This window comes from Pseudomonas sp. FG98 (genome assembly GCF_057808595.1).
The window spans coordinates 195,814-222,011 of sequence record NZ_JBMDIJ010000005.1 but is presented as its reverse complement, the minus strand read 5'-3'; the positions used below and the strand labels follow the sequence as shown (position 1 = coordinate 222,011).

Sequence of the window (26,198 nt, the reverse complement as noted above, 5' to 3'; positions counted from 1 at the left end):
CCCACAGGTACCGCGTGCGCCGCCGAAACCTGTGGGAGCCGGCGTTGCCGGCGATAGGGCCCTAGAGAACGAATCAGAACAACCAGCGATACAGCAGATAGGCAACCACCACGGCCAATACCGGCCGCAGCACCCGGTAAGCCTTCGGATTGGCCCGCTTGAAGGTCTTCACCCGGGCACTGATGACATTGCTGAACTTCTTGCTCCAGGCATACGCCTGGTTGATCCCGCCGACCCGCTCGTCATCGGTGTTCTGCGGCGCGGTGGCGCGGCCGAGGAAGGCGCTGACCTTGCGATTGATCTTGGTCATCAACGGGCTGCTCAGCGGACGCTCGACGTCGCAGAACAGGATCACCCGGGTGACATCGGTCTCGTTCTTGACCCAGTGCACATAGGTCTCGTCGAACATCACATCCTCGCCGTCACGCCAGGCATAAGGCTGGCCATCGACGTAGATGCGGCAGTTGTCCGAGTTCGGCGTGGTCAGGCCGAGGTGATAGCGCAGCGAACCGGCAAAGGGATCACGGTGCGGGTTGAGGTGGCTGCCACCCGGCAACAGGGCGAACATCGCGCCCTTGACGTTGGGAATGCTGTTGACCAGCTCGACGGTCTTCGGGCACAGCAGCTCGGCGGATGGCAGGGCCTTGTCGTACCACTTCAGGTAGAAGCGCTTCCAGCCCTTCTTGAAGAACGAACCGAAACCGGCGTCGTTGTCCTTCTCGGCGGCGCGGATGTAACCCTCGTCGAACAGGTGCATGGCCTCTTCGCGGATGGTTTCCCAGTTGTTCTTCAGCACGTCCAGCTCGGGGAAGCGCTCACGGTCCAGGTACGGCTTGGACGGCACCCCGGAGAACAGGTACATCAGCGAGTTGTAGGGGGCGAACAGTGCGGAATGGTTGACGAACTGGCGCAGCACCGGCAACCGGGCCTTGCCGCGCAGGTGCACGAACAGGACGCTGCCGAAGAACAGCAGCAGCACGCCTGCCTTGGCGACAAAGGAAAAAGTCATTCAATGCTCCTGGAAATCTCGTTCAGGCCCTAGGCCGGAAATCGTCCATGATAAACCGAACAGGCCCCGGTAAGAACACGCGGGGCCTGATAGACAGTGTTGGAAATTTTGCAACAAACCCGGCAGCAGGGCATTGCCGAGGATCAAAAGCACGATGCGGACCTTGTGGGAGCGGGTTTACCCGCGATGGCGACAGTGAGCCCACCGGCGTCATCGCGGGTAAACCCGCTCCCACAAGGTTGTGCAGTGTTGTTACTGCTGGTTTTCCTGCTCGGTGAACAGGTCGCTGAACAGCATGCTCGACAGGTACCGCTCACCCGAGTCCGGCAGGATCACCACGATGGTCTTGCCCTGCATCTCCGGCTTCTCGGCCAGGCGCACGGCGGCGGCCATGGCGGCGCCACAGGAAATGCCGCAGAGAATCCCCTCTTCCTGCATCAGGCGCAGGGCCATGGCCTTGGATTCGTCGTCGCTGACCTTTTCCACCTGGTCGACGATCGACAGGTCGAGGTTCTTCGGCACGAAACCGGCACCGATGCCCTGGATCTTGTGCGGGCTCGGCTTGATCTCTTCACCGGCCAGGGCCTGGCTGATCACCGGCGAGCTGATCGGCTCGACCGCCACCGACAGGATCGCCTTGCCCTGGGTGTGCTTGATGTAGCGCGACACACCGCTGATGGTGCCGCCGGTACCGACGCCGGCGACCAGCACGTCCACCGCGCCATCGGTGTCGTTCCAGATTTCCGGGCCGGTGGTCTTTTCATGGATGGCCGGGTTGGCCGGGTTGTCGAACTGCGCCGGCATGAAGTACTTGGCCGGGTCGCTGGCGAGGATCTCGTTGGCCTTCTCGATGGCGCCCTTCATGCCCTTGGCCGGCTCGGTCAGCACCAGTTCGGCGCCCAGCGCCTTGAGCACCTTGCGCCGCTCGATGCTCATCGATGCCGGCATGGTCAGCAGCAGCTTGTAGCCGCGGGCAGCGGCGACGAAGGCCAGGCCGATGCCGGTGTTGCCCGAGGTCGGCTCGACGATGGTCATGCCCGGCTTGAGCTTGCCGCTGCTTTCGGCGTCCCAGACCATGTTCGCGCCGATCCGGCATTTGACCGAATAACCCGGGTTGCGCCCTTCGATCTTGGCCAGGATGGTCACCCCGCGCGGGGCGATGCGGTTGATCTGCACCAGCGGCGTGTTGCCGATGGAATGGGCGTTGTCAGCGAAGATACGGCTCATGGCAGGGGGTCCTTTTGGCACCGAGCGAAAACCTCAAGGGTAAGCCTGCCATGGGGGTGCGTCTACCCCGGTAGAACTCCGTGCAACTGACCGCGGTCAACCTTTCATCCGCGCTCTGGAGATGCCGATGAAACGCCGCTATCGCTGGCCGCTGGCGGGCCTGGCCGGCCTGCTGGTGCTGCTGCTCGCCCTGCACCTGTCGCTTCCGTGGCTGGTGCGCGACTACCTGAATGGCAAGCTCGCCGACATGGGCGATTATCGCGGCCAGATCGCCGATGTTGACCTCGCCTGGTGGCGCGGTGCCTACAAGATCAACGGCCTGACCATCGTCAAGACCAGCGGCAAGGTGCCGGTCCCGCTGCTGAATGCCCCGGTCATAGATCTGTCGGTGAGCTGGCAGTCGCTGTGGTCCGAGCATGCCGTGGTGGGTGAAGTGATTTTCCTGCGCCCCGAACTCAACTTCGTCGACGGCGGCAACAAGCAGGCCTCACAGACCGGCCAGGGCACCAACTGGCGGCAACAGCTGGAAAAACTGCTGCCCATCACCCTCAACGAAGTGCTGATCCAGGATGGCACCCTGACCTTCCGCAACTACAACTCCAAACCCGCCGTGGACCTCAAGGCCACCCAGCTCGATGCCAGCATCCATAACCTGACCAACGTGGTCGACCAGCAAGGCCGGCGCGACGCCAGTTTCGACGGCAAGGCCCTGCTGCTCGGCGATGCCCCGGTGGAAAGCAGCGCCACCTTCGATCCCCTGAGCAACTTCGAGGACTTCAAGTTCCGCCTGCGCGCCACCGACCTGCAATTGCGCCGCCTCAACGACTTCGCCAGCGCCTACGGCAAGTTCGACTTCAAGGCCGGGCATGGCGACCTGGTGATCGAGGCCGAGGCCGAGAAAGGCCGGCTGACCGGCTATATCAAGCCGCTGCTGCGCGATGTCGAAGTGTTCGACTGGCAGCAGGACGTGGAGAACAAGGACAAGAACATCTTCCGCTCGGTCTGGGAGGCGCTGGTCGGCGCCACCGAGACGGTGCTGAAGAACCAGCCGAAAAACCAGTTCGCCACCCGCGTCGAGCTGTCCGGCAGCGTCCATCACAGCGATATCAGCGCCTTCGAGGCCTTCCTGCAGATCCTGCGCAACGGCTTTATCCAGGCGTTCAACGCACGTTATGAGCGTTCCGCGCCCCAGTCTGACCGGGTCACCGAGTGACGGCCCATTCAGAGACTGAATGGGCCGTCTGCGTTCCCAGTGTGTAGGACGGCGGGTATAGTCGCGTATGACATTTTTCTGCCGGATGGGTACTGCCCGGCATCCGTATTCATGAGGATGGACAGATGAAGTTCGAAGGCACCAGCGCATACGTCGCCACAGACGACCTGAAACTGGCGGTCAACGCGGCGATCACCCTGGAGCGGCCACTGCTGGTCAAGGGCGAGCCGGGCACCGGCAAGACCATGCTCGCCGAGCAACTGGCCGCCTCCTTCGGTGCCAAGCTGATCACCTGGCACATCAAGTCCACCACCAAGGCTCACCAGGGCCTCTACGAATACGATGCGGTCAGCCGCCTGCGCGACTCGCAACTGGGCGTGGACAAGGTCCACGACGTGCGCAACTACCTGAAGAAGGGCAAGTTGTGGGAGGCCTTCGAGTCGGACGAGCGGGTGATCCTGCTGATCGACGAAATCGACAAGGCCGACATCGAGTTCCCCAACGACCTGTTGCAGGAACTGGACAAGATGGAGTTCTACGTTTACGAGACCGACGAGACCATCAAGGCCAAGCAACGGCCGATCATCATCATCACCTCGAACAACGAAAAGGAGCTGCCGGACGCCTTCCTGCGCCGCTGCTTCTTCCACTACATCGCCTTCCCCGACCGCGACACCCTGCAGCAGATCGTCGACGTGCACTACCCGAACATCAAGAAGGACCTGGTCAGCGAAGCGCTGGACGTGTTCTTCGACGTGCGCAAGGTGCCGGGCCTGAAGAAGAAGCCCTCCACCTCCGAACTGGTCGACTGGCTGAAGCTGCTGATGGCCGACAACATCGGCGAGGCGGTGCTGCGCGAGCGCGATCCGACCAAGGCCATCCCGCCACTGGCCGGCGCCCTGGTGAAGAACGAACAGGACGTGCAACTGCTCGAGCGCCTGGCCTTCATGAGCCGCCGCGGCAACCGCTGAGGCCACGGGGGCAATCGCCATGCTGCTCAATCTGTTCAATGAAATGCGCGCGGCCAAGGTGCCGGTGTCGGTGCGCGAGCTGCTCGACCTGCTCAATGCCCTGAAGTCGCGGGTCACCTTCGCCGACATGGACGAGTTCTACTATTTGTCGCGGGCCATCCTGGTCAAGGACGAGCGTCATTTCGACAAGTTCGACCGGGCCTTTTCCGCCTACTTCAAGGGCCTGGAAAACCTCGACCGGCATCTGGAAGCACTGATTCCGGAAGACTGGCTGCGCAAGGAGTTCGAGCGCCAGCTGACCGACGAAGAACGGGCGCAGATCCAGTCCCTCGGCGGCCTGGACAAGCTGATCGAGGAATTCAAGAAGCGCCTGGAAGAGCAGAAAGGCCGTCATGCCGGCGGCAACAAGTGGATCGGCACCGGCGGCACCAGCCCGTTCGGCTCGGGCGGTTTCAACCCGGAAGGCATCCGTGTCGGCGATGCCGGCAAGCGCCAGGGCAAGGCGGTCAAGGTCTGGGACCAGCGCGAATACAAGAACCTCGACGACCAGGTCGAGCTGGGCACGCGCAATATCAAGCTGGCCCTGCGTCGCCTGCGCAAGTTCGCCCGCCAGGGTGCGGCGGACGAGCTGGACATCGACGGCACCATCGACCACACCGCCCGCGACGCCGGCCTGCTCAACATCCAGATGCGCCCGGAACGGCGCAACAGCGTCAAGCTGCTGTTGCTGTTCGATATCGGCGGCTCGATGGATGCCCACGTGAAGATCTGCGAGGAACTGTTCTCGGCCTGCAAGACCGAGTTCAAGCACCTGGAGTACTACTACTTCCACAACTTCGTGTACGAGTCAGTGTGGAAGAACAACCTGCGCCGCACTTCGGAGCGCACCTCCACCCTCGACCTGCTGCACAAGTACGGCGCGGACTACAAGGTGGTGTTCGTCGGCGATGCCGCAATGGCGCCCTACGAGATCACCCAGCCGGGTGGCAGCGTCGAGCACTGGAACGAAGAAGCCGGGTATGTGTGGATGCAGCGCTTCATGGAGAAATTCAAGAAGCTTATCTGGATCAATCCGTATCCGAAGGACACCTGGAACTACACGGCGTCGACCAATATCGTTCGCGAGCTGGTGGAGGACCGCATGTACCCGCTGACCTTGCGCGGGCTGGAAGAAGGGATGCGGTTTTTGTCCAAGTAAGCTGGGGCTCTCCAGGGCCTCATCGCTGGCAAGCCAGCTCCCACAGGGTTTTGTGCACACCACAATCCTTGTGGGAGCTGGCTTGCCAGCGATGGGGCCCTGTCAGTCACGACGGCAGGGCATCCAGCGCCTCGCGGATCTGCCGCACCGCCGCCACCGAGCTGTCGTTGTCGCCATGGACGCACAGGGTCTGGGCGCGCAGTTGCACCGGGCTGCCGTCGCTGGCGGTCAGGGTCTCGCCACGGGCCAGGCGCAGGGCCTGCTCCAGCACCAGCGCCGGGTCGTGGTGCACCGCCCCCGGCAGGCGTCGTGATACCAGGCGCCCGGCGCCATCGTAGGCTCGGTCGGCGAAGGCTTCGAACCACAGGGTAATGCCCAGTTCGGCACCCAGCGCCCGGGCAGCGCTGTCGTCGGCGGTGGCCATGAGCATCAGCGGCAGGGTGCGGTCATAGGCGGCCACGGCTTCGAGCACGGCGCGCAGCTTGCCGTGGTCGGCCATCATGTCGTTGTACATCGCGCCATGGGGTTTGACGTAGGCCACCCGGGTACCCTGGGTCCGGCAGATGCCATCCAGCGCGCCGATCTGGTAGTGCAGCAGGTCGCGGATTTCCTCGTTGCTGCAGGCCATCGAGCGGCGGCCGAAGCCTTGCAGGTCGGGATAGGCCGGATGGGCGCCGACCAGCACCTTGTGCTCTACGGCCAGGGCTACGGTGTGGCGCATGATGCCGGGGTCGCCGGCGTGGAAACCGCAGGCGATGTTGGCGCAATCGATGTAGGGCATCACCTCGGCATCCAGACCCATGGTCCAGTTGCCGAAGCTTTCGCCCATATCGCAGTTCAGCAGCAGACGGCTCACGCAGGCCTCCGGATCAGGTTCAACGCCAGCTCGGTTGTACGGCTTTGCGCCGACCGCCCATGATCACCCAGCCGACCAGCAGCAACAGGCTTTCCACCACCAGGGCGAACAGCAGCGCACAACCCAGGCCCCAGCTTGCGGCCTCGGGGGTGAGCAGGATCTGATAGCTGTAGCCTTTGACGGTCTCTTCGCGGATCGCCGGGTCCGGGCGGGTCAGCACATGCAAGGTGCGGCTCAGCCAGCCGCCCTGCAGGGCCTGCCATTCGTTTTCCAGCAGGCGATTGCGGATCTGCAGGCTTTCGATGCTGTTGGCATCGCTGTTGAACACCGGATCGTCGCTGGAACGGTAGTGCCGCACCAGCGCATCGAGATCGCCATTGAAGAAGCGCTGGGCGGTCTGCTGGAAGCCCTTGAGGCCTTCGCGGGACTCCAGCAGGTGCGCCTGCACCCGCTGGCTGTAGTCATTGATCAGACCAGGCACCTGCACGCCCAGCAGCAGGCCGCAGGTGAACAGGATCAATCGCAGGTAGCTTCTGAACATGCGCCTCTTCCTCAGGCTGGGGTCTGACCCTTGGCGATGCATTCGCCCTTGCGCCACAGGCCCCACTGGCCGGGCTCGTAGCGTTGCCAGGTTTCGTTTTCGGTGAGCGCTTCGGTGGCGATCACGGTGACTACGTCGTTGGTGGTGGTCTCGGCCTGGAAGTCGACGATCATGTCGACGTCCTTGAGCCGGGCCGGGCCGAACGGCGCGCGCCGGGTGATGTGCACCAGCTTGGTCGAACAGAAGCAGAACAGCCAGTCGCCATCACTGAGCAGGCAATTGAACACGCCCTTGCCGCGGTATTCGGCGCAGGCCTGCTCCAGCACCGGCAGCAGTTGCTCGACCTCCACCGGTTCGGGGAAGGCCTCGCGGATGCGGTTGAGCAGGTCGCAGAAGGCCGCTTCGCTGTCGGTGTCGCCGATCGGCCGGTAGAAGCTGGTCAGGCCGTTGAGGTCGGCGAGCTGGCCGTTATGGGCGAAACACCAGTTGCGTCCCCACAGCTCGCGGACGAACGGGTGGGTGTTGGAAAGGCAGACCTTGCCGACGTTGGCCTGGCGGATATGGCCGATCACCACTTCGCTCTTGATCGGATAGCGCTGCACCAGGTTGGCGACTTCCGATTCGCAACTCGCCGCCGGGTCCTGAAACACCCGCAGGCCGCGGCCCTCGTAGAAGCCGATGCCCCAGCCATCACGGTGCGGGCCGGTGCGGCCGCCGCGCTGCATCAGGCCGGTGAAGCTGAAAACGATGTCGGTGGGGACGTTGGCACTCATGCCCAGCAGTTCGCACATGGTCGCTCGCTCCCCTTACAGACGCGGTTCGAGACGCTGGCGCGGGCCACCCTGCGGGGCCTCCGGCGGCTCGTTGCGATAGCGCTCGCGGCTGCCCGGCGGCGCCATGGCCACTTGTTCGTCCTCCTCGGCCTGGCGCTTGGCGGCGGCTTCGGCACGCTCGCGACGGGCCCGGGCACGGGCTTCCAGCGGCAGGCGGATGGCCACGAAGATCAGGTACAGGGCGAAGGCGATCATGCCGTACATGGCCAGATCGGAAGCGGCGCGCCAGACGTTGTTGCCGACCTTGAAGGCAAGGTCCAGGGCGGTGATGGCGATGGCCGGGGCGTAGATGTCCTTGGCCGCATCGATGATGGTCGGGGTCAACAGCAGCACCGCCAGCAGCACCCGCAGCGGTTCGCGCAGCCAGCGCCACATCCAGCCGGTGATACGGAAGCCCACCCATAGGCAACCCAGGGCAGCCAGGGCATACAGGCCCCAGGCGAACAGATAGTCGTTTTCGGTCATGGCGTCCGTGGAAGGTAGGCAAACAGGCGCTTATGATAACGATTTTTCCGCGCGCAGGCGCCCCCCAGCCAAGGAACCGCACATGCCCTCTTCCGCTCAAGCCCTTTGCCCCCCGATCGCCCGCCGGGGCGACGGCGCGGATCCCTATGCCTGGCTGCAGGAGCGCGACGCTCCCGAGGTGATGGCCTACCTGGAAGCGGAGAACGCCTTCCAGCAGGCGCAGCTGGCCGACCAGGCCGATCTGCGCGAGACCCTGTTCGAGGAAATCAAGGGCCGCATCCTCGAGACCGACCTGTCCCTGCCCTCGCCCTGGGGCCCGTATCTCTACTACACCCGCACCACCGCCGGCGACGAATACCCGCGGCATTACCGTTGCCCGCGCCCGGCCGACGATTCCAACCAGGTGGACGAAAGCCGCGAAGAACTGCTGCTCGACCCCAACCAGCTGGCCGCCGGTGGCTTCCTCAGCCTGGGCGCCTTCAACGTCAGCCCCGACCACCAGCGCCTGGCCTACAGCCTGGACACCAGCGGCGACGAGATCTACACCCTGTACGTCAAAGAGCTGGCCAGCGGCGTGATCAGTGAACTGCCGTTCGACGACTGCGACGGCAGCATGACCTGGGCCAACGACAGCCAGACCCTGTTCTTCACCACCCTGGACGACACCCACCGGCCCTTCCGCCTGCACCGCCATCGCCTGGGCAGCGCCGAGGCCCAGACGGTCTTCGAGGAAGCCGACGGGCGCTTCTTCCTGCACTGCTACCGCTCCAGCTCCGAGCGCCAACTGGTGCTGATACTCAACAGCAAGACCACCAGCGAAGCCTGGGCACTGGACGCCGATACCCCGCAAGGCGAGTTCGCCTGCCTGGCACCGCGGGTCGAAGGCCATGAATACGACGCCGACCACGGCAAGCTCGACGGCGAATGGCGCTGGTTCGTGCGCAGCAACCAGGACGGCATCAACTTCGCCCTGTTCCACGCCCCCGGCGACCGCGTGCCGACCCGCGACCTGTGGCAGGTGCTGGTGCCGCACAGCGACACGGTGATGATCGAGGGCCTGACCCTGAATGCCCAAGCCCTGACCCTGAGCCTGCGCGAGGGCGGCCTGCCGATCATCGAAGTGCGCCCGACCGGCCTTCCGGCCTACCGCGTGCAACTGCCGGACGCCGCCTACAGCCTGTACGTGCAGGACAGCCTGGAATTCGCCAGCTCACGCATCCGCCTGCGCTACGAGGCGCTGAACCGTCCGGCCCAGGTGCGCCAACTGGACCTCGCCACTGGCGAGCAACTGGTGCTCAAGCAGACACCGGTGCTCGGCGAGTTCGATGCCGACGCCTATGTCAGCCAGCGTCTCTGGGCGCGTGCAGCGGACGGCACCCTGGTACCGATCAGCCTGGTCCAGCGCCGTGTCGATCTCGGCCAGCCGGTGCCGCTGTACCTTTACGGTTACGGCGCCTACGGCGAGAGCCTCGATCCGTGGTTCTCCCACGCCCGCCTGAGCCTGCTGGATCGCGGCGTGGCCTTCGCCATCGCCCACGTGCGTGGCGGCGGCGAACTGGGCGAAGCCTGGTACCGCGCCGGCAAGCAGGAGCACAAGCACAACACCTTCGGCGACTTCATCGCTTGCGCCGAGCACCTGATCGCCGCCGGCATCACCACGGCCGGGCAACTGGCGATCAGCGGTGGCAGCGCCGGCGGCCTGCTGATCGGCGCGGTGCTCAACCAACGCCCGGAACTGTTCAAGGTGGCGATCGCCGAAGTGCCTTTCGTCGACGTGCTCAACACCATGCTCGATCCGGACCTGCCGCTGACCGTCACCGAGTACGACGAATGGGGCAACCCCGAGGAACCGGAGGTGCATGCCCGGATCAAGGCCTACGCGCCCTACGAGAACCTCAGCGCCCAGGCCTACCCGGCCTTGCTGGTGATCGCCGGCTACAACGACAGCCGCGTGCAGTACTGGGAAGCGGCGAAGTGGGTGGCCAAGCTGCGGGTGACCAAGACCGACAGCAATCCACTGCTGCTCAAGACCGAACTGGGCGCCGGCCATGGTGGCATGAGCGGGCGCTACCAGGGCCTGCGCGATGTGGCCCTGGAATATGCCTTCGTCCTGAATGAGCTGGATGTGGTGTAAATCGCGTTTTTCGTTGTCTGAGCTTGCACCGCGATGAGAGTCGCGGTGCGATCTCTTCCCGGACAGACAACAAAAGAACCAAAGCAATGCCCGAAGCCAGTTTCCTCAACAACGAAATCCGCGACCTGCTGATGGATTGCGGCCTGTTCGACCAGCTCCAGCCCGGCGATTTCTCTGCCGCCGCCGGCTACTTCGCCCTGAGCAGCATGGCCGCCGGCGAGGTGATCTTCCGCGAGGGCGACGCCGGCACCTTCATGTGTTTGATCGTTGCCGGCCAGGTGGCGGTGCGCAAGACCGATGCCGACGGCCGCGAAGTGGATATCGCCGTGCTGCGCAAGGGCCGCGCCTTCGGCGAGATGGCGGTGCTCGACGGCGAACGTCGATCGGCCTCCTGCGTCGCCGCCAGCGACTGCCAGTTGCTCAGCCTGGGCAAGGACGCGCTGGACCGGATGCTCAACGACGCACCGAAGATCGCCGCCAAGGTCATCCGCGCGCTGGCGGTGGCCCTGTCGCGACGCCTGCGCATGGTCGACGGGCAGTTGCTGGCCCAGCAGGTCTAGTCGGCCTTGTCCTTTTCCGCGGGTGGCGTCAGGCCCGGCAAGGGCTGGTCCTTGGGCGGCGTGGGCAGCGGCATGGGAGGCAGCAAGGGCGCGCCAGGCGTGCCATCGGCGGCCCGCGGAATCACCGGTGGCGATAGCTGTGGATAGGGCGTCGGCGTCGCCGTGCCGGGCGCACCGGGGACGGGGGCGATGACCCGCGGTTGCAGGTCATCGGCCTGGGCAGTGGCCAGGCTGGCGGCGCAATACAGCAGGATGCTCGTCAGACGCATGTAGGGCTCCTGGTCGAGGTCATGTCGTACAGACTACTCCGCCGTGTAGCGGATTGCCTGCCCAGTCGCCGGGAACGGCGCTAGACTGGCGTCAAAACCGTGAAATGCCCAGTAGGTAAAACAATGACCCAATCCTCCTCCGCCGCCGCCACCGCGCGGCTCGACCGCATCCTCGCCGACGCCAAGCGCGACGACGAACGGGGCTACCGGCAGAAAGCCCTGCGCATGTACCCGCACGTGTGTGGCCGCTGTGCCCGGGAGTTCTCCGGCAAGCGTCTGAGCGAGCTGACCGTGCACCATCGCGACCACAACCACGACAACAACCCCCAGGACGGCTCCAACTGGGAGCTGCTGTGCCTGTACTGCCACGACAACGAGCACTCGCGCTACACCGACCAGCAGTACTTCAGCGAAGGCTCGCTGAGCACGCCGTCGATCGCCAAGGCCACCCACAATCCCTTCGCCGCCCTCGCCGGGATGCTGAAGAAGGACTGAGGCCGCTGCCCGCCCGTGCCGGGGAATCCGTATAATCGGCTCTTTTTTGCGAAGGGCCCGGCACGTGGCGAACAAAAGGTACAGCTGCATCGGCCTGTACAACCCCAAATCCCCTGAAAACGTCGGCTCGGTGATGCGTGCGGCCGGCTGCTATGGCGTCAACTCGGTGTTCTACACCGGCAAGCGCTACGAGCGCGCCCGCGACTTCGTCACCGACACCAAGCGGGTGCACTACGACATCCCGCTGATCGGCATCGACGACCTGCAGAAGATCATTCCCCTGGGCTGCACCCCGGTGGCCGTGGAACTGGTCGAGGGCGCCCGCCCGCTGCCGGAATACACCCACCCGGACCGTGCCATCTACATCTTCGGCCCCGAGGACGGCAGCCTCGACGACGATGTCCGCGCCTGGTGCGAAGAGACCATCTACATCCCGACCAACGGCTGCATGAACCTGGCCGCCACGGTCAACGTGGTGCTCTACGACCGTATGGCCAAGGGTCTGAACACCCGTTCCGGACCACGCTTCAAGTAAGCGATGGAACATCGGCCGCCGCCAGGCGGTCTGCTGACTATCACATCACTCAAGAGGAGAAGCGCCCATGCGCCAGAAGCCAGAGATCCCGGCAACGCCCTTTCAGAGCAAGCCCGAGCACAACGTCCAGGGCTGGGAGCGCGCCGGCTCCGTGGCCACCGGGGTGGTGATGGTCGGCAAGGGGCTGCGCCGCGGCGGCCTGTTCGGCCTGATCCAGATCGCCATTGGCGGTGCGGTGCTGGCTCGCGGGGTGACCGGGCATTGTTCGGCCAAGAGCCTGCTGGAGAAGGGGCGCCAGGACCTGGACGGGATCCGCGCCAGGATCGAGCGGACGGGGAGCGAGCTGAAGTCGTTGAAGGATGCGGCCGAGGCGGCGACCAAAACGGCGACGGTGACCGGGGATGATTCGCTGGCCAGTCCCAAGCCCTGAGAATTCGAGGGCCCTATCGCTGGCAAGCCAGCTCCCACAATGACCGAGTGCGCCGCCGGACCTGTGGGAGCTGGCTTGCCAGCGATGAGACCCTGAAGGCCAGTCACTGAAGCAATGGACTGCGCAGAACCTCCGACTCCCGCCCCAGCACGCCATCCGCCAGTTGCACGAACTCCTCGGTCGACACACCGTTCAAGCGCATCAACGCCCGCACCAGATCATCCAGCGACTGCTTGTTGTGGGTATGAATGCGGATCTCCCGGTCCAGCGCCTGCAACAGCAACACTGCCCGGGCGATGGTCGCCGCACTGACCTGTTCGCCGCGCAGGCTGGTCACGCCCTTGCCTTCCTTGCCCAGGCGCGTCTGCAACGCCTGGTAGCGATCGTCGCTGATGCCGCCGGCGCGGCGCAGCAGCTCAGTGGAGTAGTACTCCGCCAGCCCCTCGCCGATCCAGTCGCTGCGGTCACGATCATGGATCCGTGCAAACACCCGCACCAGCTCGCGCAACAGCGGACTGCTGCCATTTTCGCTGACCAGCGGACTGCCACTGTTGAGGTAGATCGAGTTGTTCGCCGCCCGCGCGCCGCGCCACAGGTGCTCGCGAGCCCCCACCAACAGCAGCTTCGGCGGATTGCGCGGGAACACCGCCTGGTATTGCGGCCAGACGAAGGTCAGCAGGGTCAGGGCATCCATCCGCCGCTGCCCCTGCCCCACCGGCCCGGCCACGCTGACGTCGGTCTCGCCGAGACGGGCGCGCCGCGCGCCGATGGTGCCGGCCAGCATCCAGCCGGTGGGCCGGTCGAACAGGCGCGAGACGTTGTCGATGCGAAAACGCTGCTTGCCGATTCGCGGCCAGGCCGTCTCGATACTGCCCCAGCCACTGGGCAGGTCGACGCTCAGGCGCGCCACCAGCTCCGTGCCGTCCTGCTGGTCGAGACGCGCCGGCGGTACCAGGTCGTCACCTCGGAACAACGCCCAGTTCGCCGCGATACGGCTGTCGTAGCTGCCATTCTTCAGTTTGTGGTCGAGGCGCACCTTGTAGCTCAGGCTGGCCTTGCCCGGTGCCGGCTGCCAGACCCCGCGCGGGCTGTCCGCCGCCTGCTGCCACGGACCGTCGGCCTTGAAATCGCTGTACAGGCCGTCCTTGCCCAGGTCGAAATCCAGGCTGCGCACCTGGGCACCATCGGCGAGGGTCAGGCGCACTTCGGCCTGCCCGCTCTGCGGCAGCAGGCGCACGTGGTAATCCAGATCGACTTTCTTCGCCCAGGCCGCATTGCTGGCCAACAGCAACACGACCCACGCCAGAGGGTGACGCACAGGCATTGCCCGACTCCTTGCACAAACGCGAAACGCGCCAGCTCAGCTGGCGCGGAATATCAGATAGTCTTCCCAATCATCTTCGGCAACGCTGTTCTCGCTGAGCATGCGCCCGGACTGCGAGATGCGCTGCTTGTGCACCTGCTCGCGGTCACCGCAGACCAGGTGGTGCCAGGCCGGCAGGTCCTTGCCCTCGCTGACCAGGCGGTAACCGCAGGTGGGCGGCAGCCATTTGAACTGGTCGGCCTTGCCCGGGGTGAGCTGGATGCAATCCGGCACATGCTCGAAGCGGTGCGGGTAATCGCTGCACTGGCAGGTCTTCAAATCCAGCAGTTTGCAGGCGATACGCGTGTAGTAGACGCTGTTGTCGTCTTCGTCCTCGAGCTTTTGCAGGCAGCACAAGCCACAGCCGTCGCACAGCGACTCCCATTCGACGGAATCGAGCTGGTCGAGGGTCTTGCGGGTCCAGAACGGCGCGGGGCTTGCCTGCATCTTGCGGTGATCCTGTTTCAAAATTCTTCAGCCCAGAGCGGGCGGCGCCAGTCTAGGACCTGCGCAATGCCTTTGCCAGACCGCTTGTCAGGGTGTGGGTGACAGTTGTAGTTTTGCAAATCATTTCAGTTCTCATCCCCCTGTCCAGGAATTCCCATGAGCGCCAATCCCCGTATCGCTGACTACGCCATCCATGAACAGTTCATCCAGCGCTGGTCGCCGCGCGCCTTCACCGGCGAGGCGATCTCCGAGGAAACCCTGCTGAGCTTCCTCGAAGCCGCGCGCTGGGCACCTTCGGCGTACAACTCGCAGCCATGGCGCTTCCTCTACGCGCGCCGTGATACGCCGAGCTGGGAGCGCTACCTGGGCCTGCTCAACGAGTTCAACCGCAGCTGGGCGCAGCATGCCTCGGCGCTGGTGATCGTCATCTCCAAGACCACCTTCACCGCCCCCGGCGCCAGCGAAGAAACCCCGGCCCTGTGGCACACCTTCGACACCGGCTCGGCCTGGGGCCACCTGGCCCTGCAGGCCAGCATCAGCGGCTGGCACACCCACGGCATGGCCGGCTTCGACCAGGAACTGACCCGCAAGGAGCTGAAGATTCCCGAGGGCTACGACCTGCACGCGGTCGTGGCGATCGGCAAGCTGGGTGACAAGGCGACCCTGGCCGAATACCTGCAGGCCCGCGAAGTGCCGAGCCCGCGTCGGCCGCTGAACGAACTGGCGGCCGAGGGTGATTTCACCCTGTAAGCCTTCAGGGCCTCATCGCTGGCAAGCCAGCTCCCACAAGGTTCAGTGTGCAAAGCGGACCTTGTGGGAGCCGGCGTTGCCGGCGATTACGGTCTCAATAGCCCCGCGAAAAATCGACTTCCCCGCGCAACTCATCGCCCCGCTGATAAGCCCCCAGGTTCTCGACGAACAACCGCACCATCGCCACCGGCGAGGTCGGTGCCGAACTGTGCCCGGTCAGCAGCAGCCCCAAGGCGGTCCAGAACGGATGATTGCGCGGCAACGGCTCCTGCCGGCACACATCGATCACCGCCCCGGCCAGATGGCCCTTGGTCAGCGCCGTAACCAGGTCGCCATCGACCACGGCCACACCGCGCCCGGCGTTGATGAACAGTGCATCCGGGTTGAAACGCTCGAACAGCGCGGCGTCATAGACGTCGTGAGTCGCCGGGGTATCCGGCAGCAGGTTGACCACATAGTCCACCTGGCCGACCAGGCGCCCGAGCTGGTCAAGCCCGGCCACTTCGATGAAGGGTTCGAGCTCGCGCGGCGAACTGGCGACGCCGTACAGCTTGCAGCCGAACGGCACGAGGAACCGCGCGACCTCGCAACCGATATCACCGGTCCCGACGATCAGCACCCGGCGCCCGTCGAGGCTGCGGCCGGGACGGCCATCCCATTTGCGCTCGACCTGGCTCATCAGCCGGGTCAGCACCTCGCGCTCGTGACCGAGCATGTAGGTCAGCACGTATTCGGCCATGACCTGGCCGAAGATGCCCACGGCCCGGGTCAGGCGGTACTCGCGCGGCAGGCCCTCGGCCAGCAGCGGGGTGATCCCGGCCCAGGTCGACTGCAGCCACTGCGGGCGATGGCCCTGGCGCAGCAGGCTCGCCAGCAGGTCCGGCTGGCCCAGCCACACCGGGCACTGCGCGGCGTGGCGCGACAGTTCGGCGGAGTCACCACTGGTCAATACGTCGAGTTCGGGCAAAGCCTCGCGCAACAGGCGGGCGTAGAGGGCGTGATCCTGTTCGGCGATCAGAACGCGCATATCGATTACAACCTTGCAGAACGGCGGGAGGGCCGGCACAAGCCGGCCCCGTTAAGGCGGGATCAGACCGGGTCGTTACGACGCAGCAACTCTTCCGGCAGGTGCTCGATGTATTCCTCTTCGGCCGGCGGCATCTGCAGGTGATAGCCCTGGCTGTCGAGGTTCTCCAGGACCTTGGCGATATCCTCGCGGGCCAGGGTGCGCTCGGGGCTGAGTACCACGTCGAAGGCATGTTGCGGCGTGCCGAAGAACGGCAGCAGGGCTTCCGGCACCTTGCTCAGGCCATCGGCCTTGAGCAGGTACAGGTACATCTCGTTCTTGCGCGGGCTACGGTAGATCGAACAGATACGTTTCAAGAGGGTTCTCCGGCATCGGCCAGGCAGTCCAGCAGGGCCTGGCCCATCCGCTCGCGACGCCAGCCGCGCAGCGAGTCGGGCAATTGGTACGGTCCGTCGGGGTAGCCGCTCTTGAGCAGCGCCTCGAGGGTTTTCTTGCGCAGCATCAGCTCGGGGGCGATGTTCAGGCGCTCGGCTTCGGCCTGGCCAATGGCGCGCAGTTTCTTCAGCAGCGCCGAGGCTTCGATCGGCAGTGGCTCCGGCACTGCCGGCGGCCACTCGGCGGGCGGCAGGCTGCCGGTGCGCTTGATCAGGTCGAGGAGGAACTCGCCATCCTGGCGGATGGTGCGCGGGTGCATGTCTTCGATGCGGGCCAGGGTCACCAGGTTGTCCGGCTGGGTCCGGGCGATCGGCCACATGGCATGCTCGCGCAGGATGCGGTTGCGCGGTACATCGCGCTCACGGGCTTCCAGCTCGCGCCAGGCACAGAGCTCGCGCAGCACGGCGAGCTGGGCACGGGACAGCTTCCAGGCCAGCTTGGCCTCGCGGTACAGCTCGTAGGGATCGATCTCGCGACGCAGTTGCAGCACCAGCTCGGCGCCGTCTTCCAGCACCCAGGCGTTCTTGTCGTCGCTCAGTTGCGGACGCAGGCGCTCGTACAGCTCGGCCAGGTGCACGGCGTCTTCGGCGGCGTAGCTGACCTGGGTCTCGGAGAGCGGGCGTTGCAGCCAGTCCGAGCGCGTCTCGCCCTTGGGCAGCTCGATGCCAAGGACTTCCTGGACCAGCCGCGAGTAACCCATGGAGAAGCCGAGGTTGAGATAGCCGGCCGCCAGTTGCGTGTCGAACAGCGGCGCCGGCAGGCTGCCGGTCAGGCGGGCGAGGACTTCGAGGTCTTCGCTGCAGGCATGCAGGACCTTGGTCACCGCCAGGTCTTCGAGGAGCCCGGCCAGCGGTTGCCAGTCGCTGATCAGCAGCGGATCGATCAGGAAGGCCCGTTGACCATCGCCGACCTGGATCAAACCGGCTTTGGGATAGAAGGTGTCGACCCGCATGAACTCGGTGTCGAGGGCCACGAAGGGCAGTTGACGCCAGAGCCAGCAATGTTCCGCCAGGGCGCTGTCGTCGGTAATCCAGTGAATTTCGATGGCCACAAGGCTCTCCCACATACAATGGCGCGCAGTATATACGGCACAGGCCACCGCCGGGAAACCGCTCGACGGTAGCCTTTCCAGAGTAGATGCGGTGAAGCGGTGCCGCGATTTGTCAGGGTTTCCGGCAGCCGGCGAACAAATCCAGCTGCGGGTTGTACAGCGAGGTCTTGACCTGTAGCAGACCGAGCATGGAATGGAACAGGTTGTCCTGGCTCAGCGGCCGTTCGCGGCCCTGCTGCAGGCAGTCGACATCGACGCCGAAGCTGCTGCGGTAGTTGTCCGAGAACCAGGCCAGCATCGGCACATGCTTCTGCTGCTCCGGCGCCAGCATGTAGGGCGTGCCATGCAGGAACAGGTTGTACTCGCCCAGGGATTCGCCGTGGTCGGAGAGGTAGATCATCGCGGTATCGACCTTGTCCTGCTTGCTGCGCAGCACATCGATCAGCGAGGCCAGCACATGGTCGGTGTACAGCAGGGTGTTGTCGTAGCCGTTGACGATGCTCTGGCGGTCGCACTGGTTCAGGGCGTTGCTGTGGCACACCGGGGTAAAGCGCTCGAAGGCCGCCGGGTAGCGCTTGAAGTAGTCCGGGCCATGGCTGCCCATCTGGTGCAGGACCAGCACGGTATCTTCCTTCAGGTCATCGATGCGCGCGGCGAGGTCCTTGAGCAGGATTTCGTCGTGGCATTCGTTGTCGGCGCACAGGCCGGGGTCCTTCAGGTTGCTGACATCCTCGAAGTGCACGCGGTCGCAGGTGCCCTTGCAGCCCGACTGGTTGTCGCGCCATTCCACCACCAGGCCGGCGCGCTGCAGCATGTCCAGCAGACCTTCCTGGTTCTTCGCCCTGGCCGCGTCGTAGTCCTTGCGGGTCATGCCGGAGAACATGCAGGGCACCGACACGGCGGTTTCGGTGCCGCAGGAGGTGACATTGCTGAAGCTCAGCAAGCCCTGTTCCTTGCTCAGTTGCGGCGTGGTGTCGCGGCTGTAGCCGAGCAGGCCGAAGTTTTCCGCCCGGGCACTCTCGCCTACCACCAGCACGGTCAGGGATTTGCGCGGATGAGCCGCCCAGGACGGAGCGAGCGTGGCGTCCTCGCCGATCTTGCGGAACGGCTGCGAGGCCACGCCGACCTTTTCCCGGGCATAGTTCACCGATGCCCCGATGTAATTGCTCGGGACAATCATCAGGCGCAATTCATGGTGATTGCGAAACAGCGACGACAATCCCTGGTAATTGACCATCGCCACGGCCGCCAACACCGCGGCGCTGGCCAGTGCCACCCACAGTTTCTGCAACAACTCGCGGGGCAGGCTGCGAAACTTTATCGGCGTCCTGAACAGGATGAAGGCCGGTATTACTCCTAGCAGGAAGATATAAACGAACAACTTCACCGAGAGCAGGTCACGCACTTCCGTGACATTGGTTTCCACGGTATTGCGCAACATGCCGATATCGATCAGGACGCCGTACTGACTCATGAAATAGGCAACGCCGGCACTGATGATGAACAGCGTTGCCAACAGCGGCTTGAGGGTTTTGCGAAACGCCAGCAAGGTCAGCACGATATTGAACGCGCACAGCAACAGCACGCCGAAGGCGACGCGCAACAGCAGCGTCTTGCCGTCGCCCTGGAGCACCGTGGCGAGGTGCCCCCACAGCACCGAGTTGAAGCCGATCAGCAGATAGGCACTGGCGAGCAGCGTCACCCATTCGGGACGCAACGACTTGATCTTCGGCATGACGATTCGCTTATAAAGAATTCCACCCGCTGATGTCTTTGCGATATCAGCTTGTTTGCGGGGTGGACTTTAAGCAGCCGCTCATCAATTTTCCGTGAAAAAAACGCCAACAAACGATGGTCGTAAATGAACTTTTATTAATGCGGACCTGAGGTTCAGCCGCTGCTCAGGAAACAGCGGCTTGCCATTGCATCTCACCCGGGAAAACGCACTTTCGAATAAGAATCACGATCGATATCGAGAATTTCCACACACACCTGGGTATCGATACCGGCCGGCACCGTCAGCACATCCTTCAACGCCTCCAGCAGGCTGGCGGACAACTGTCGCTTGATCTCCGGCGAACGGCCGCTGAGCAGGGCCAGCTTCACATGGACGAAGGCCCGCTCGGCCGGAGCAATGCCGATACGGAAGGTTTGGTGGGTCACGGCGCGGCTCTTGATGTCGACTTCGTCGCCGAACTGGCCGCTGGCAACCAGGGCACTGTTCAGGCGCAGCAGGGCCTTGTCGGTGTCGAGGTCGCGCAGGTTGGCGCTGTATTCCAGATGAAGCTGAGGCATGGGGGACTACCCGTTGCAGGAAAAGGTCCGACAGACTAACCCCCGGCTACCCAACCCGGCAAAGGCATCTATCCTGAAGGTTCATGCCCCGACCTGACTGAGGAGTTGAAGCTATGCCGGTCAAGCACAACCTGTACGCCGACCTGGGAGTGACCGCGGAACAATTCGAGGCGCTGAAGAAAAAGGTTCCCCACCTGGGGGAGCTGGAAACCCGCTACCTGCAAAAGGACAAGGAAGTCGTCGACGCCGAACAGAGCGCCAGCGAGGATGACCTGGTCACCCGTCTGCGCAAGGAACGCCTGGAGATCAAGGACAAGATCGCCAGCCAGGTGAAAACCGCCTGACCCCTCCACTGCGCTGGCGCCAAGGCGTCAGCGCACCTGCTGGCGGCGCCGACGCAATGCGGCCCGCACCTGGTCCGGGCAGAACACCCAGCCCTGCTCCCGTCCCAGCTCGATGCTTTTGTGGATGAACGCATCGCGCTCCAACACCCCTTCCAATTGCGCCACGACCTGCGGCTGGCCGGTCAACCAGTGCTCAAACCTGGCATAGGCTTCGTTGAAACGCCCGGCACCCGGCGCTGGCGTCTGCCCCAGGCCGCCCTCGATCGCCGCATCCAGCCAGGCCCCGGGACGGCAGTCGATGACCAGATGAATGCGCGGACTGTCGCCATGGTTGTTGACGCTGTGGGGACGATACAGATCCAGAAACCAGCACTCGCCTGCGCGCATCGGCATGCGCTGGTCATCGAGCATGAAGTCCACGTCTTCGGGGGCCAGCAATGGCACGTGCAGGCGCATATCGGCATCGTGGCCACCGAGGTCGTAGTCGCGGTGCTCGCGAATATGGCTATGCGGACCGAGGCGCAGCAGGCGGGCGCTGCGAATCTCCACGTCGAGCCCGCGCAGGCCCTGCTCCCAGCGCCGGTCCTGCAACCACGGCTGGCGCTTGATCGCCGGGCCGTCGCCATGCACCAGGGCGACCTGGGAATCGGTGGAAATCAAGGCGACCCCACTCCAGTCGCCCTGGTAGTAGTCGCGATTGAAATGCGCTTGCCAGAGCGACGCGTCGAGATCGGCAAGGGCCGCCAGCAAGGGCGCCACATCGATGCTCAGGGGCAGCCGGGAGAAGGCGGGACGGCTGCGGGGCAGTGAATGCATGGGCAAGACTCCAGTTCCTGAGCCTGACAACGCACCCTGTGGGAGCTGGCTTGCCAGCGATGGGCCTCATCGCTGGCAAGCCAGCTCCCACAGAGTCCGCGCAAGGATGTTGAATGTTTGCGCCGAGGCAAAAAGCCATCACCCTGCCAGTTGCGCGATTCCCTCGCAAGGATCATGTTTACCGGCCAACGGCCGATACAGCGGTCATGCACCTTTCGAAGCGATCTCCATGCAGTCCATCTATCTGAACCTCGGTTGCGCCGATCACCCACGCCAGGGCTTCTTCAACATCGACCTGGAGTCCACCTATGCCGATCTCCAGCTTGAGCCCGGTGCCGCCCTGCCCTGGGACCGCGGCACGGTTCCCGGGATCTACAGCGCCCATCTGCTCGAGCGCCTGGACCGCAACCAGGGCGTCCGTCTGCTCCACGAGTGCCGCCGGGTACTGCAGCCAGGGGGCGTGCTGCGCCTGGTGACCAGCGACCTGCAAGCGCTGCTCGACGACTACCTGGAGCACCGCGCCCACCCTGAAGCACCGGGTATCGGCCGTGGCGAACGGCTCAACCGCGCCCTGCGCCAGCAAGCCTGGAGCTGGGATAGCGAAGAACTGACCCGGGTCTGCAAGATGGTTGGCCTGGAGCCGGTGGTCGGCATCGGCCCCGGCAGCAGCAGCGATGCCAAACTCGATGGCCTGGACGCCGACGCGCGAGGACAACTGGTGCTGGAGTTCCGCAAGCCGCAACGGCAGCTCGCAGCGGACGCCGAGCCCCTGGTCAGCATCGTCATGCCGACCTACCGCACCGAGCACCTGCACCAGGCCCTGGAAAGCGCGCTGAACCAGACCTACCGCAACCTGGAAATCCTGGTCTGCGACGACTGCCCCACCGACGCCATTGAAGCCATCGTCAGCGAGTACAGCCGTTTCGACTCGCGACTGCGCTATGTGCGCAACCCGGACGCCGGCAAGGATATCGGTCGCCTCAACCATGTCCTGTGCCTCAAGGAAGCTCGCGGCGAGTACATCAAGTTCCTCAACGATGACGACCTGCTCGATGTCGAGTGCGTCGAGCGCATGCTCAAGGCGTTCGCCGATTACCCGGACATCAGTCTGGTCACGTCCAAGCGCCAGCGCATCGACCAGCATGGCGCGCCGCTGGCCGATATCCCCGCGACCCAGGCACCGGTGGCCGCCGATTCGATGATCGAAGGCCTGTCCCTGGGCACCGCGCTGATGCTGTCGCAGATCAACTTCGTCGGCGAGCCGAGCACGGTGATGTTCCGTCGCGACGACATGATCGAGGTGACCCCGGACTTCATGTCGGTGGACGAACAGCCGATAGCCTGGGCCTCGGACGTGGCGATCTTCCTCAACCTGGCCATGCGCGGCAATACGGTGTACCTGATCCAGCCGCTGAGCAGTTTCCGCATCCATGGCGAGCAGACCCAGGTCCTCTACGGCGCTGCCGCGCAGGAAGAGTCGCGACGCTGCTGGGGGATCATGAAGGACTTCTGGGCACGCCATGAATTCGACAAATCCTTGTGAACATCCCGATGCTGGCAGGGATCCGATGAACAGGACGAACGAAGCGGTGGACTCGCAATGAAGCAGCGCGAACCGATCTACGTCACCCAACCGGCCCTGCCCGAACTGGAGGACTTCATTCCCTACCTGCGGGAAATCTGGGACAGCCGCATCCTCACCAACGGCGGCAGCCTGCACCAGCGCCTGGAAGCGGCGCTGTGCGAGTACCTGGGCGTCGAGCATATCTCGCTGTTCTGCAACGGTACCCAGGCGCTGATCACGGCCGTACAGGCCGCCGGGCTGAGCGGCGAGGTCATCACCACGCCCTACTCGTTCGTCGCCACGGCGCATTCACTGCTGTGGAACAACCTGCGCCCGGTGTTCGTCGATATCGATCCACAGACCCTCAATCTCGACCCTGCGCGCATCGAAGCGGCGATCACCGACAAGACCACGGCGATCATGCCGGTGCATTGCTACGGCCATCCCTGCGACGTCCAGGCCATCGACGCTATCGCCCGGCGCCACGGACTCAAGGTGATCTACGACGCAGCCCACGCCTTCGGCGTGCGCGACCAGGCGGGGAGCCTGCTGCGCCACGGTGACATGGCGGTGCTGAGCTTCCATGCGACCAAGGTGTTCAGCACCTTCGAAGGCGGCGCGATCGTCTGCCGCGACGAAGCGACCAAACGCCATATCGACCAGTTGAAGAACTTCGGCCTGTCCCGCGACGGCAGTACCGTCGAGTTCACCGGCAGCAACGGCAAACTGAGCGAAGTGCATGCGGCCTTCGGCCTGTTGCAGCTGCAGCACCTGGACCAGGCCCTGGACAAGCGCCGGCAGATCGACCAGCGCTATCGCCAGGGCCTGGCCGGGGTCGCCGGGATCCGCTGCATCGACGGGGTCGGTGAAGCCCTCGGCAACCAGGCCTACTTCCCGATCCTGGTCGGCCCGGACTACCCGCTGCAACGCGACCAGCTGTTCGAGCATCTGGCGGCCCATGGCATCCATGGTCGCCGCTACTTCCAGCCGCTGATCAGCAGCCTGCCGATGTACTGCGAGCAACCCTCGTCCAGTGCCGCCAACCTGCCGGTGGCGCACCGGGTGGTGGACCAGGTGATCTGCCTGCCGATCTATCCCAACCTGGAGCACGACAACGTCGACTTCATCATCGAGCTGATCGCCGGAGCGGCCGCATGACCGCACTGGCGATCATGCAGCCGTACCTGTTCCCCTACATCGGCTACTGGCAACTGCTCAAGGCCAGCGAGCGCTTCGTGGTCTACGACGACGTCAACTACATCAATCGTGGCTGGATCAATCGCAACCGCATTCTGGTCAATGGCGCACCGGGGTTGATCACCCTGCCGCTGTTGCAGGCCTCGCAGAACCGCAAGATCGACGAGATCGAGATCGCCCCCGCTGCCCAGTGGCAGCGACGCCTGTTGCGCAGCCTGGAAATGGCCTACCGCAAGGCGCCCTGTTTCGATGAGGTGTTTCCGCTGCTGGAAGGCATATTGCGCCATGAAGATCGCAACCTGGCGGGCTTCCTGACCCATCAGTTGCAGGTGCTGGCGCGCTTCATGGGCCTGCAGACGCAGATCGTGACCAGCAGCAGGATCTACCAGAACACGCATCTGGCGGCGCAGGAACGGATCCTGGATATCTGCCGCCAGGAAGGCGCAACCCGCTACATCAATGCCCAGGGCGGGCGCTCCCTGTATGAACCGCAGGCATTCGCCGAGCGGGGCATCGAGCTGCGCTTCATCGCCATGCGCGCCCTGCCCTATCGCCAGCGCGGCGAGGGCTTCACGCCGTACCTGTCGATCATCGATGCGTTGATGGAAAGCGGCGCCGAGGGGATCGGCGCCCATCTTGAAGCCTTCGACCTGGAGTGAGCTTCAGGCCTCACAGACCACGTAGACACTGGCGGTGAGATCCGGGTACTTCATGCCCAGTTTGTAGCAACCCTCGAAGAACGCCTGATCGACGATCCCGGCACGGAACGCGGCATCGAACTGGAAGTTGGCCAGCGGCTTGAACAGGATGCCGCCACGCTGCTCTACCCTGAAACCTGCCTGCAAGGCCTCGTGCTCAAGGGTATCGAGGCTGTAGGTGCAGCGATGGCCATGCCGGCGCTCGCCCTCGGTAACCGCCGCATTGAAGTCGATCAGGCCCATGCCCACGGCGATCTGCCGCGAGGCCGCGTTGGCGTTGGGCACCACGATGAACAGGCGCCCGCCCGGGCTCAGCCAGTCGCGGATTTTCTTCAGTACCGGCTGCGGCTCGCTGAGGTGCTCAAGGGTATGGATCAGGAAGATATTATCGAAGCGCTGCTGCAGTTCGGTGTCCTCGAACTGCCCGAGGACGAACTTCACTCGCGGGTCACCGACGTTCTTGCGGGCGATCTCGATCAGGTCGGAGGCCCCTTCCAGTACCGTCACGTCGTCAAAGACCTGCAACAGCTTCTTGGTGAACTCGCCGTGGTAGCAACCCATCTCCAGGGCATTGCCCGGGCGGAACTGCCCGGCCAGTGCGCGCAGCATGTAGTCGCGGTGGATGTAGTCGAAGTCGTAGGCGTACAGGCGGTCTTCCGTGTCCTGGTACTCGGTGTTGAGGTCGCGTGACATGGCTAGCCCTGGTTGGAGTGATACATGCGCTTGGCCGGCGGTTGATACCACTCGTCCAGCGTGGCGGGAACCCGCGCGTTGTAGCCGATGACCTGGCGCAGTTGCTCGCTGAACGCCGGTCCGCGGTCATAGCCAAGCGCCCGCGGGTAGTCGAATTGCTGCTTCATGAATGGCCTGGAGAACATCGGCGTCACCGAGCGGCGCAGGTGCTCGGTGGTATTGCTGCCGCCGGCATGCCAGACATTGGAGTTGAACATCAGGATGCTGCCGGCCGGGGCGATGGCCTGTTCGGCATGGGCCTTGAAATACTCGTCGTCCGGCTTGGCATCGGCCTTGTGCGACCCGGACAGCATCCAGGTCGCGCCGTTGTCGGCGGTGAAATCGTCGAGCATCACCAGGGTATTGAGCAGCAGCGGCATCGCCCCGGAGTAGGAACGGATATCCCGGTGCACCCGCTGCGCGTAGGACTGGCTGTGCCGCGTGTTGATCGCCCCGCCGTAGGAGTTGAGGATGAACTGGCCGCCGAAATAGCGCTCGATGAACGGGTAGATCGGGTAGGCCTCCAGGCAATCGAGAAAGCTGTCGAACTGACCGATCAGGTGGTGCACGGTGAGGCTGGTGTCCTGGTCGATGCCGTTCTTGACCTGGTAGTCGCGGCAGATGGCGTAGGCCTTGTGGATGTCCTCGCGCATCCGCTCGACGATGCCGAGGGGGATGGCCCGTTCGAAGATGACCCAGCCGCGTTCGGCCATGCCGGCGTCGAACGCTTCGATGGAAAGCAT

The 26,198-nt window shown here is 64.3% G+C and carries 30 protein-coding genes; 13 read left to right on the top strand and 17 right to left on the bottom strand.

What is annotated here, in order from left to right; genetic code table 11:
- Positions 1–73: 73 nt before the first annotated feature.
- On the bottom strand, positions 74–1,009 hold the full coding sequence (locus ACODSK_RS06110) for an aspartyl/asparaginyl beta-hydroxylase domain-containing protein (protein WP_489014624.1): 936 nt from the start codon (positions 1,007–1,009) through the stop codon (positions 74–76).
- A gap of 252 nt (positions 1,010–1,261) precedes the next feature.
- Positions 1,262–2,236, bottom strand: a complete 975-nt coding sequence (cysK, locus tag ACODSK_RS06105; protein ID WP_489014622.1) for a cysteine synthase A — start codon at positions 2,234–2,236, stop codon at positions 1,262–1,264.
- A gap of 127 nt (positions 2,237–2,363) precedes the next feature.
- On the opposite strand from cysK, the gene ACODSK_RS06100 reads away from it, so the two are divergent.
- From ACODSK_RS06100 to ACODSK_RS06090, 3 genes are all read left to right on the top strand, one after another.
- The gene (locus ACODSK_RS06100; protein ID WP_489014620.1) at positions 2,364–3,449 is read left to right on the top strand and encodes a DUF748 domain-containing protein; all 1,086 of its coding nucleotides are present in this window, start codon (positions 2,364–2,366) and stop codon (positions 3,447–3,449) included.
- A 125-nt stretch (positions 3,450–3,574) separates the two neighbouring features.
- A complete protein-coding gene (locus ACODSK_RS06095; protein ID WP_489014618.1) occupies positions 3,575–4,420 on the top strand; it encodes an AAA family ATPase in 846 nt (281 codons plus the stop codon).
- Positions 4,421–4,439: 19 nt separating this feature from the next.
- Positions 4,440–5,618, top strand: a complete 1,179-nt coding sequence (locus ACODSK_RS06090; RefSeq protein ID WP_489014616.1) for a vWA domain-containing protein — start codon at positions 4,440–4,442, stop codon at positions 5,616–5,618.
- 106 nt (positions 5,619–5,724) lie between these two features.
- On the opposite strand, the gene ACODSK_RS06085 is transcribed toward ACODSK_RS06090, so the two are convergent.
- The 4 genes from ACODSK_RS06085 to ACODSK_RS06070 are packed head-to-tail and all read right to left on the bottom strand — an operon-like array spanning position 5,725 to position 8,313.
- A complete protein-coding gene (locus ACODSK_RS06085; RefSeq protein ID WP_489014614.1) occupies positions 5,725–6,474 on the bottom strand; it encodes a 5-oxoprolinase subunit PxpA in 750 nt (249 codons plus the stop codon).
- Between the two features lie 19 nt (positions 6,475–6,493).
- Entirely contained in the window at positions 6,494–7,015 is a 522-nt protein-coding gene (locus tag ACODSK_RS06080) for a DUF2937 family protein (RefSeq protein ID WP_489014612.1), read from the bottom strand.
- Between the two features lie 11 nt (positions 7,016–7,026).
- Positions 7,027–7,806: a class II glutamine amidotransferase gene (locus ACODSK_RS06075; RefSeq protein ID WP_489014611.1), complete on the bottom strand. Its 780-nt coding sequence runs from the start codon at positions 7,804–7,806 to the stop codon at positions 7,027–7,029.
- Between the two features lie 15 nt (positions 7,807–7,821).
- Positions 7,822–8,313: an MFS transporter gene (locus ACODSK_RS06070; protein ID WP_489014610.1), complete on the bottom strand. Its 492-nt coding sequence runs from the start codon at positions 8,311–8,313 to the stop codon at positions 7,822–7,824.
- Positions 8,314–8,395: 82 nt separating this feature from the next.
- On the opposite strand from ACODSK_RS06070, the gene ACODSK_RS06065 reads away from it, so the two are divergent.
- On the top strand, positions 8,396–10,447 hold the full coding sequence (locus ACODSK_RS06065; RefSeq protein ID WP_489014608.1) for a S9 family peptidase: 2,052 nt from the start codon (positions 8,396–8,398) through the stop codon (positions 10,445–10,447).
- Between the two features lie 86 nt (positions 10,448–10,533).
- The gene (locus ACODSK_RS06060) at positions 10,534–11,007 is read left to right on the top strand and encodes a Crp/Fnr family transcriptional regulator (protein ID WP_489014607.1); all 474 of its coding nucleotides are present in this window, start codon (positions 10,534–10,536) and stop codon (positions 11,005–11,007) included.
- Here ACODSK_RS06060 and ACODSK_RS06055 read toward each other — a convergent pair.
- Positions 11,004–11,276 carry a hypothetical protein gene (locus ACODSK_RS06055; RefSeq protein WP_489014605.1) on the bottom strand — a complete coding sequence of 91 codons (273 nt, stop codon included), beginning with the start codon at positions 11,274–11,276 and terminating at the stop codon, positions 11,004–11,006. The genes ACODSK_RS06060 and ACODSK_RS06055 overlap by 4 nt on opposite strands.
- Positions 11,277–11,399: 123 nt before the next feature.
- On the opposite strand from ACODSK_RS06055, the gene ACODSK_RS06050 reads away from it, so the two are divergent.
- From ACODSK_RS06050 to ACODSK_RS06040, 3 genes are all read left to right on the top strand, one after another.
- The gene (locus tag ACODSK_RS06050; RefSeq protein WP_489014603.1) at positions 11,400–11,771 is read left to right on the top strand and encodes a YajD family HNH nuclease; all 372 of its coding nucleotides are present in this window, start codon (positions 11,400–11,402) and stop codon (positions 11,769–11,771) included.
- A 64-nt stretch (positions 11,772–11,835) separates the two neighbouring features.
- Positions 11,836–12,306, top strand: a complete 471-nt coding sequence (locus ACODSK_RS06045; protein WP_009399572.1) for an RNA methyltransferase — start codon at positions 11,836–11,838, stop codon at positions 12,304–12,306.
- A gap of 67 nt (positions 12,307–12,373) precedes the next feature.
- Entirely contained in the window at positions 12,374–12,736 is a 363-nt protein-coding gene (locus ACODSK_RS06040; protein WP_489014601.1) for a YgaP family membrane protein, read from the top strand.
- A gap of 103 nt (positions 12,737–12,839) precedes the next feature.
- On the opposite strand, the gene ACODSK_RS06035 is transcribed toward ACODSK_RS06040, so the two are convergent.
- On the bottom strand, positions 12,840–14,060 hold the full coding sequence (locus ACODSK_RS06035; RefSeq protein ID WP_489014599.1) for a hypothetical protein: 1,221 nt from the start codon (positions 14,058–14,060) through the stop codon (positions 12,840–12,842).
- A 36-nt stretch (positions 14,061–14,096) separates the two neighbouring features.
- Entirely contained in the window at positions 14,097–14,546 is a 450-nt protein-coding gene (locus ACODSK_RS06030; protein ID WP_489014597.1) for a YcgN family cysteine cluster protein, read from the bottom strand.
- Positions 14,547–14,702: 156 nt separating this feature from the next.
- Between ACODSK_RS06030 and ACODSK_RS06025 the strand changes: the two genes are divergently transcribed.
- A complete protein-coding gene (locus tag ACODSK_RS06025) occupies positions 14,703–15,296 on the top strand; it encodes a nitroreductase family protein (protein ID WP_075806099.1) in 594 nt (197 codons plus the stop codon).
- Between the two features lie 94 nt (positions 15,297–15,390).
- On the opposite strand, the gene ACODSK_RS06020 is transcribed toward ACODSK_RS06025, so the two are convergent.
- The 5 genes from ACODSK_RS06020 to ACODSK_RS06000 all read right to left on the bottom strand — a co-directional run bounded on the left by ACODSK_RS06020 (position 15,391) and on the right by ACODSK_RS06000 (position 20,104).
- Positions 15,391–16,323, bottom strand: a complete 933-nt coding sequence (locus tag ACODSK_RS06020) for a D-2-hydroxyacid dehydrogenase (protein WP_489014595.1) — start codon at positions 16,321–16,323, stop codon at positions 15,391–15,393.
- A 62-nt stretch (positions 16,324–16,385) separates the two neighbouring features.
- Positions 16,386–16,679 (bottom strand): YcgL domain-containing protein, encoded by a 294-nt coding sequence (locus ACODSK_RS06015; protein ID WP_489014593.1) that lies wholly within the window; start codon positions 16,677–16,679, stop codon positions 16,386–16,388.
- Positions 16,676–17,809: a ribonuclease D gene (gene rnd, locus ACODSK_RS06010; RefSeq protein ID WP_489014591.1), complete on the bottom strand. Its 1,134-nt coding sequence runs from the start codon at positions 17,807–17,809 to the stop codon at positions 16,676–16,678. Before rnd ends, ACODSK_RS06015 begins: the two co-directional genes overlap by 4 nt.
- Positions 17,810–17,921: 112 nt before the next feature.
- Entirely contained in the window at positions 17,922–19,544 is a 1,623-nt protein-coding gene (locus ACODSK_RS06005) for a phosphoethanolamine transferase (protein ID WP_489014590.1), read from the bottom strand.
- Positions 19,545–19,738: 194 nt separating this feature from the next.
- Positions 19,739–20,104 carry a 5-carboxymethyl-2-hydroxymuconate Delta-isomerase gene (locus tag ACODSK_RS06000; RefSeq protein ID WP_489014588.1) on the bottom strand — a complete coding sequence of 122 codons (366 nt, stop codon included), beginning with the start codon at positions 20,102–20,104 and terminating at the stop codon, positions 19,739–19,741.
- 113 nt (positions 20,105–20,217) lie between these two features.
- On the opposite strand from ACODSK_RS06000, the gene ACODSK_RS05995 reads away from it, so the two are divergent.
- Complete coding sequence (locus tag ACODSK_RS05995) at positions 20,218–20,448, top strand: DUF465 domain-containing protein (protein ID WP_489014586.1); 231 nt, start codon at positions 20,218–20,220, stop codon at positions 20,446–20,448.
- A 27-nt stretch (positions 20,449–20,475) separates the two neighbouring features.
- Here the strand turns inward: ACODSK_RS05995 and ACODSK_RS05990 are convergent, their stop codons facing one another.
- Positions 20,476–21,264, bottom strand: a complete 789-nt coding sequence (locus tag ACODSK_RS05990; protein WP_489014584.1) for an aspartyl/asparaginyl beta-hydroxylase domain-containing protein — start codon at positions 21,262–21,264, stop codon at positions 20,476–20,478.
- A gap of 229 nt (positions 21,265–21,493) precedes the next feature.
- Between ACODSK_RS05990 and ACODSK_RS05985 the strand changes: the two genes are divergently transcribed.
- The 3 genes from ACODSK_RS05985 to ACODSK_RS05975 are packed head-to-tail and all read left to right on the top strand — an operon-like array spanning position 21,494 to position 24,684.
- Positions 21,494–22,807: a glycosyltransferase gene (locus tag ACODSK_RS05985; RefSeq protein WP_489014582.1), complete on the top strand. Its 1,314-nt coding sequence runs from the start codon at positions 21,494–21,496 to the stop codon at positions 22,805–22,807.
- A gap of 57 nt (positions 22,808–22,864) precedes the next feature.
- A complete protein-coding gene (locus ACODSK_RS05980) occupies positions 22,865–23,986 on the top strand; it encodes a DegT/DnrJ/EryC1/StrS family aminotransferase (protein ID WP_489014580.1) in 1,122 nt (373 codons plus the stop codon).
- On the top strand, positions 23,983–24,684 hold the full coding sequence (locus tag ACODSK_RS05975) for a WbqC family protein (protein ID WP_489014579.1): 702 nt from the start codon (positions 23,983–23,985) through the stop codon (positions 24,682–24,684). Before ACODSK_RS05980 ends, ACODSK_RS05975 begins: the two co-directional genes overlap by 4 nt.
- 3 nt (positions 24,685–24,687) lie before the next feature.
- Here the strand turns inward: ACODSK_RS05975 and ACODSK_RS05970 are convergent, their stop codons facing one another.
- Positions 24,688–25,416 (bottom strand): class I SAM-dependent methyltransferase, encoded by a 729-nt coding sequence (locus ACODSK_RS05970; RefSeq protein WP_489014577.1) that lies wholly within the window; start codon positions 25,414–25,416, stop codon positions 24,688–24,690.
- A 2-nt stretch (positions 25,417–25,418) separates the two neighbouring features.
- Entirely contained in the window at positions 25,419–26,198 is a 780-nt protein-coding gene (locus ACODSK_RS05965; RefSeq protein WP_489014575.1) for a phytanoyl-CoA dioxygenase family protein, read from the bottom strand.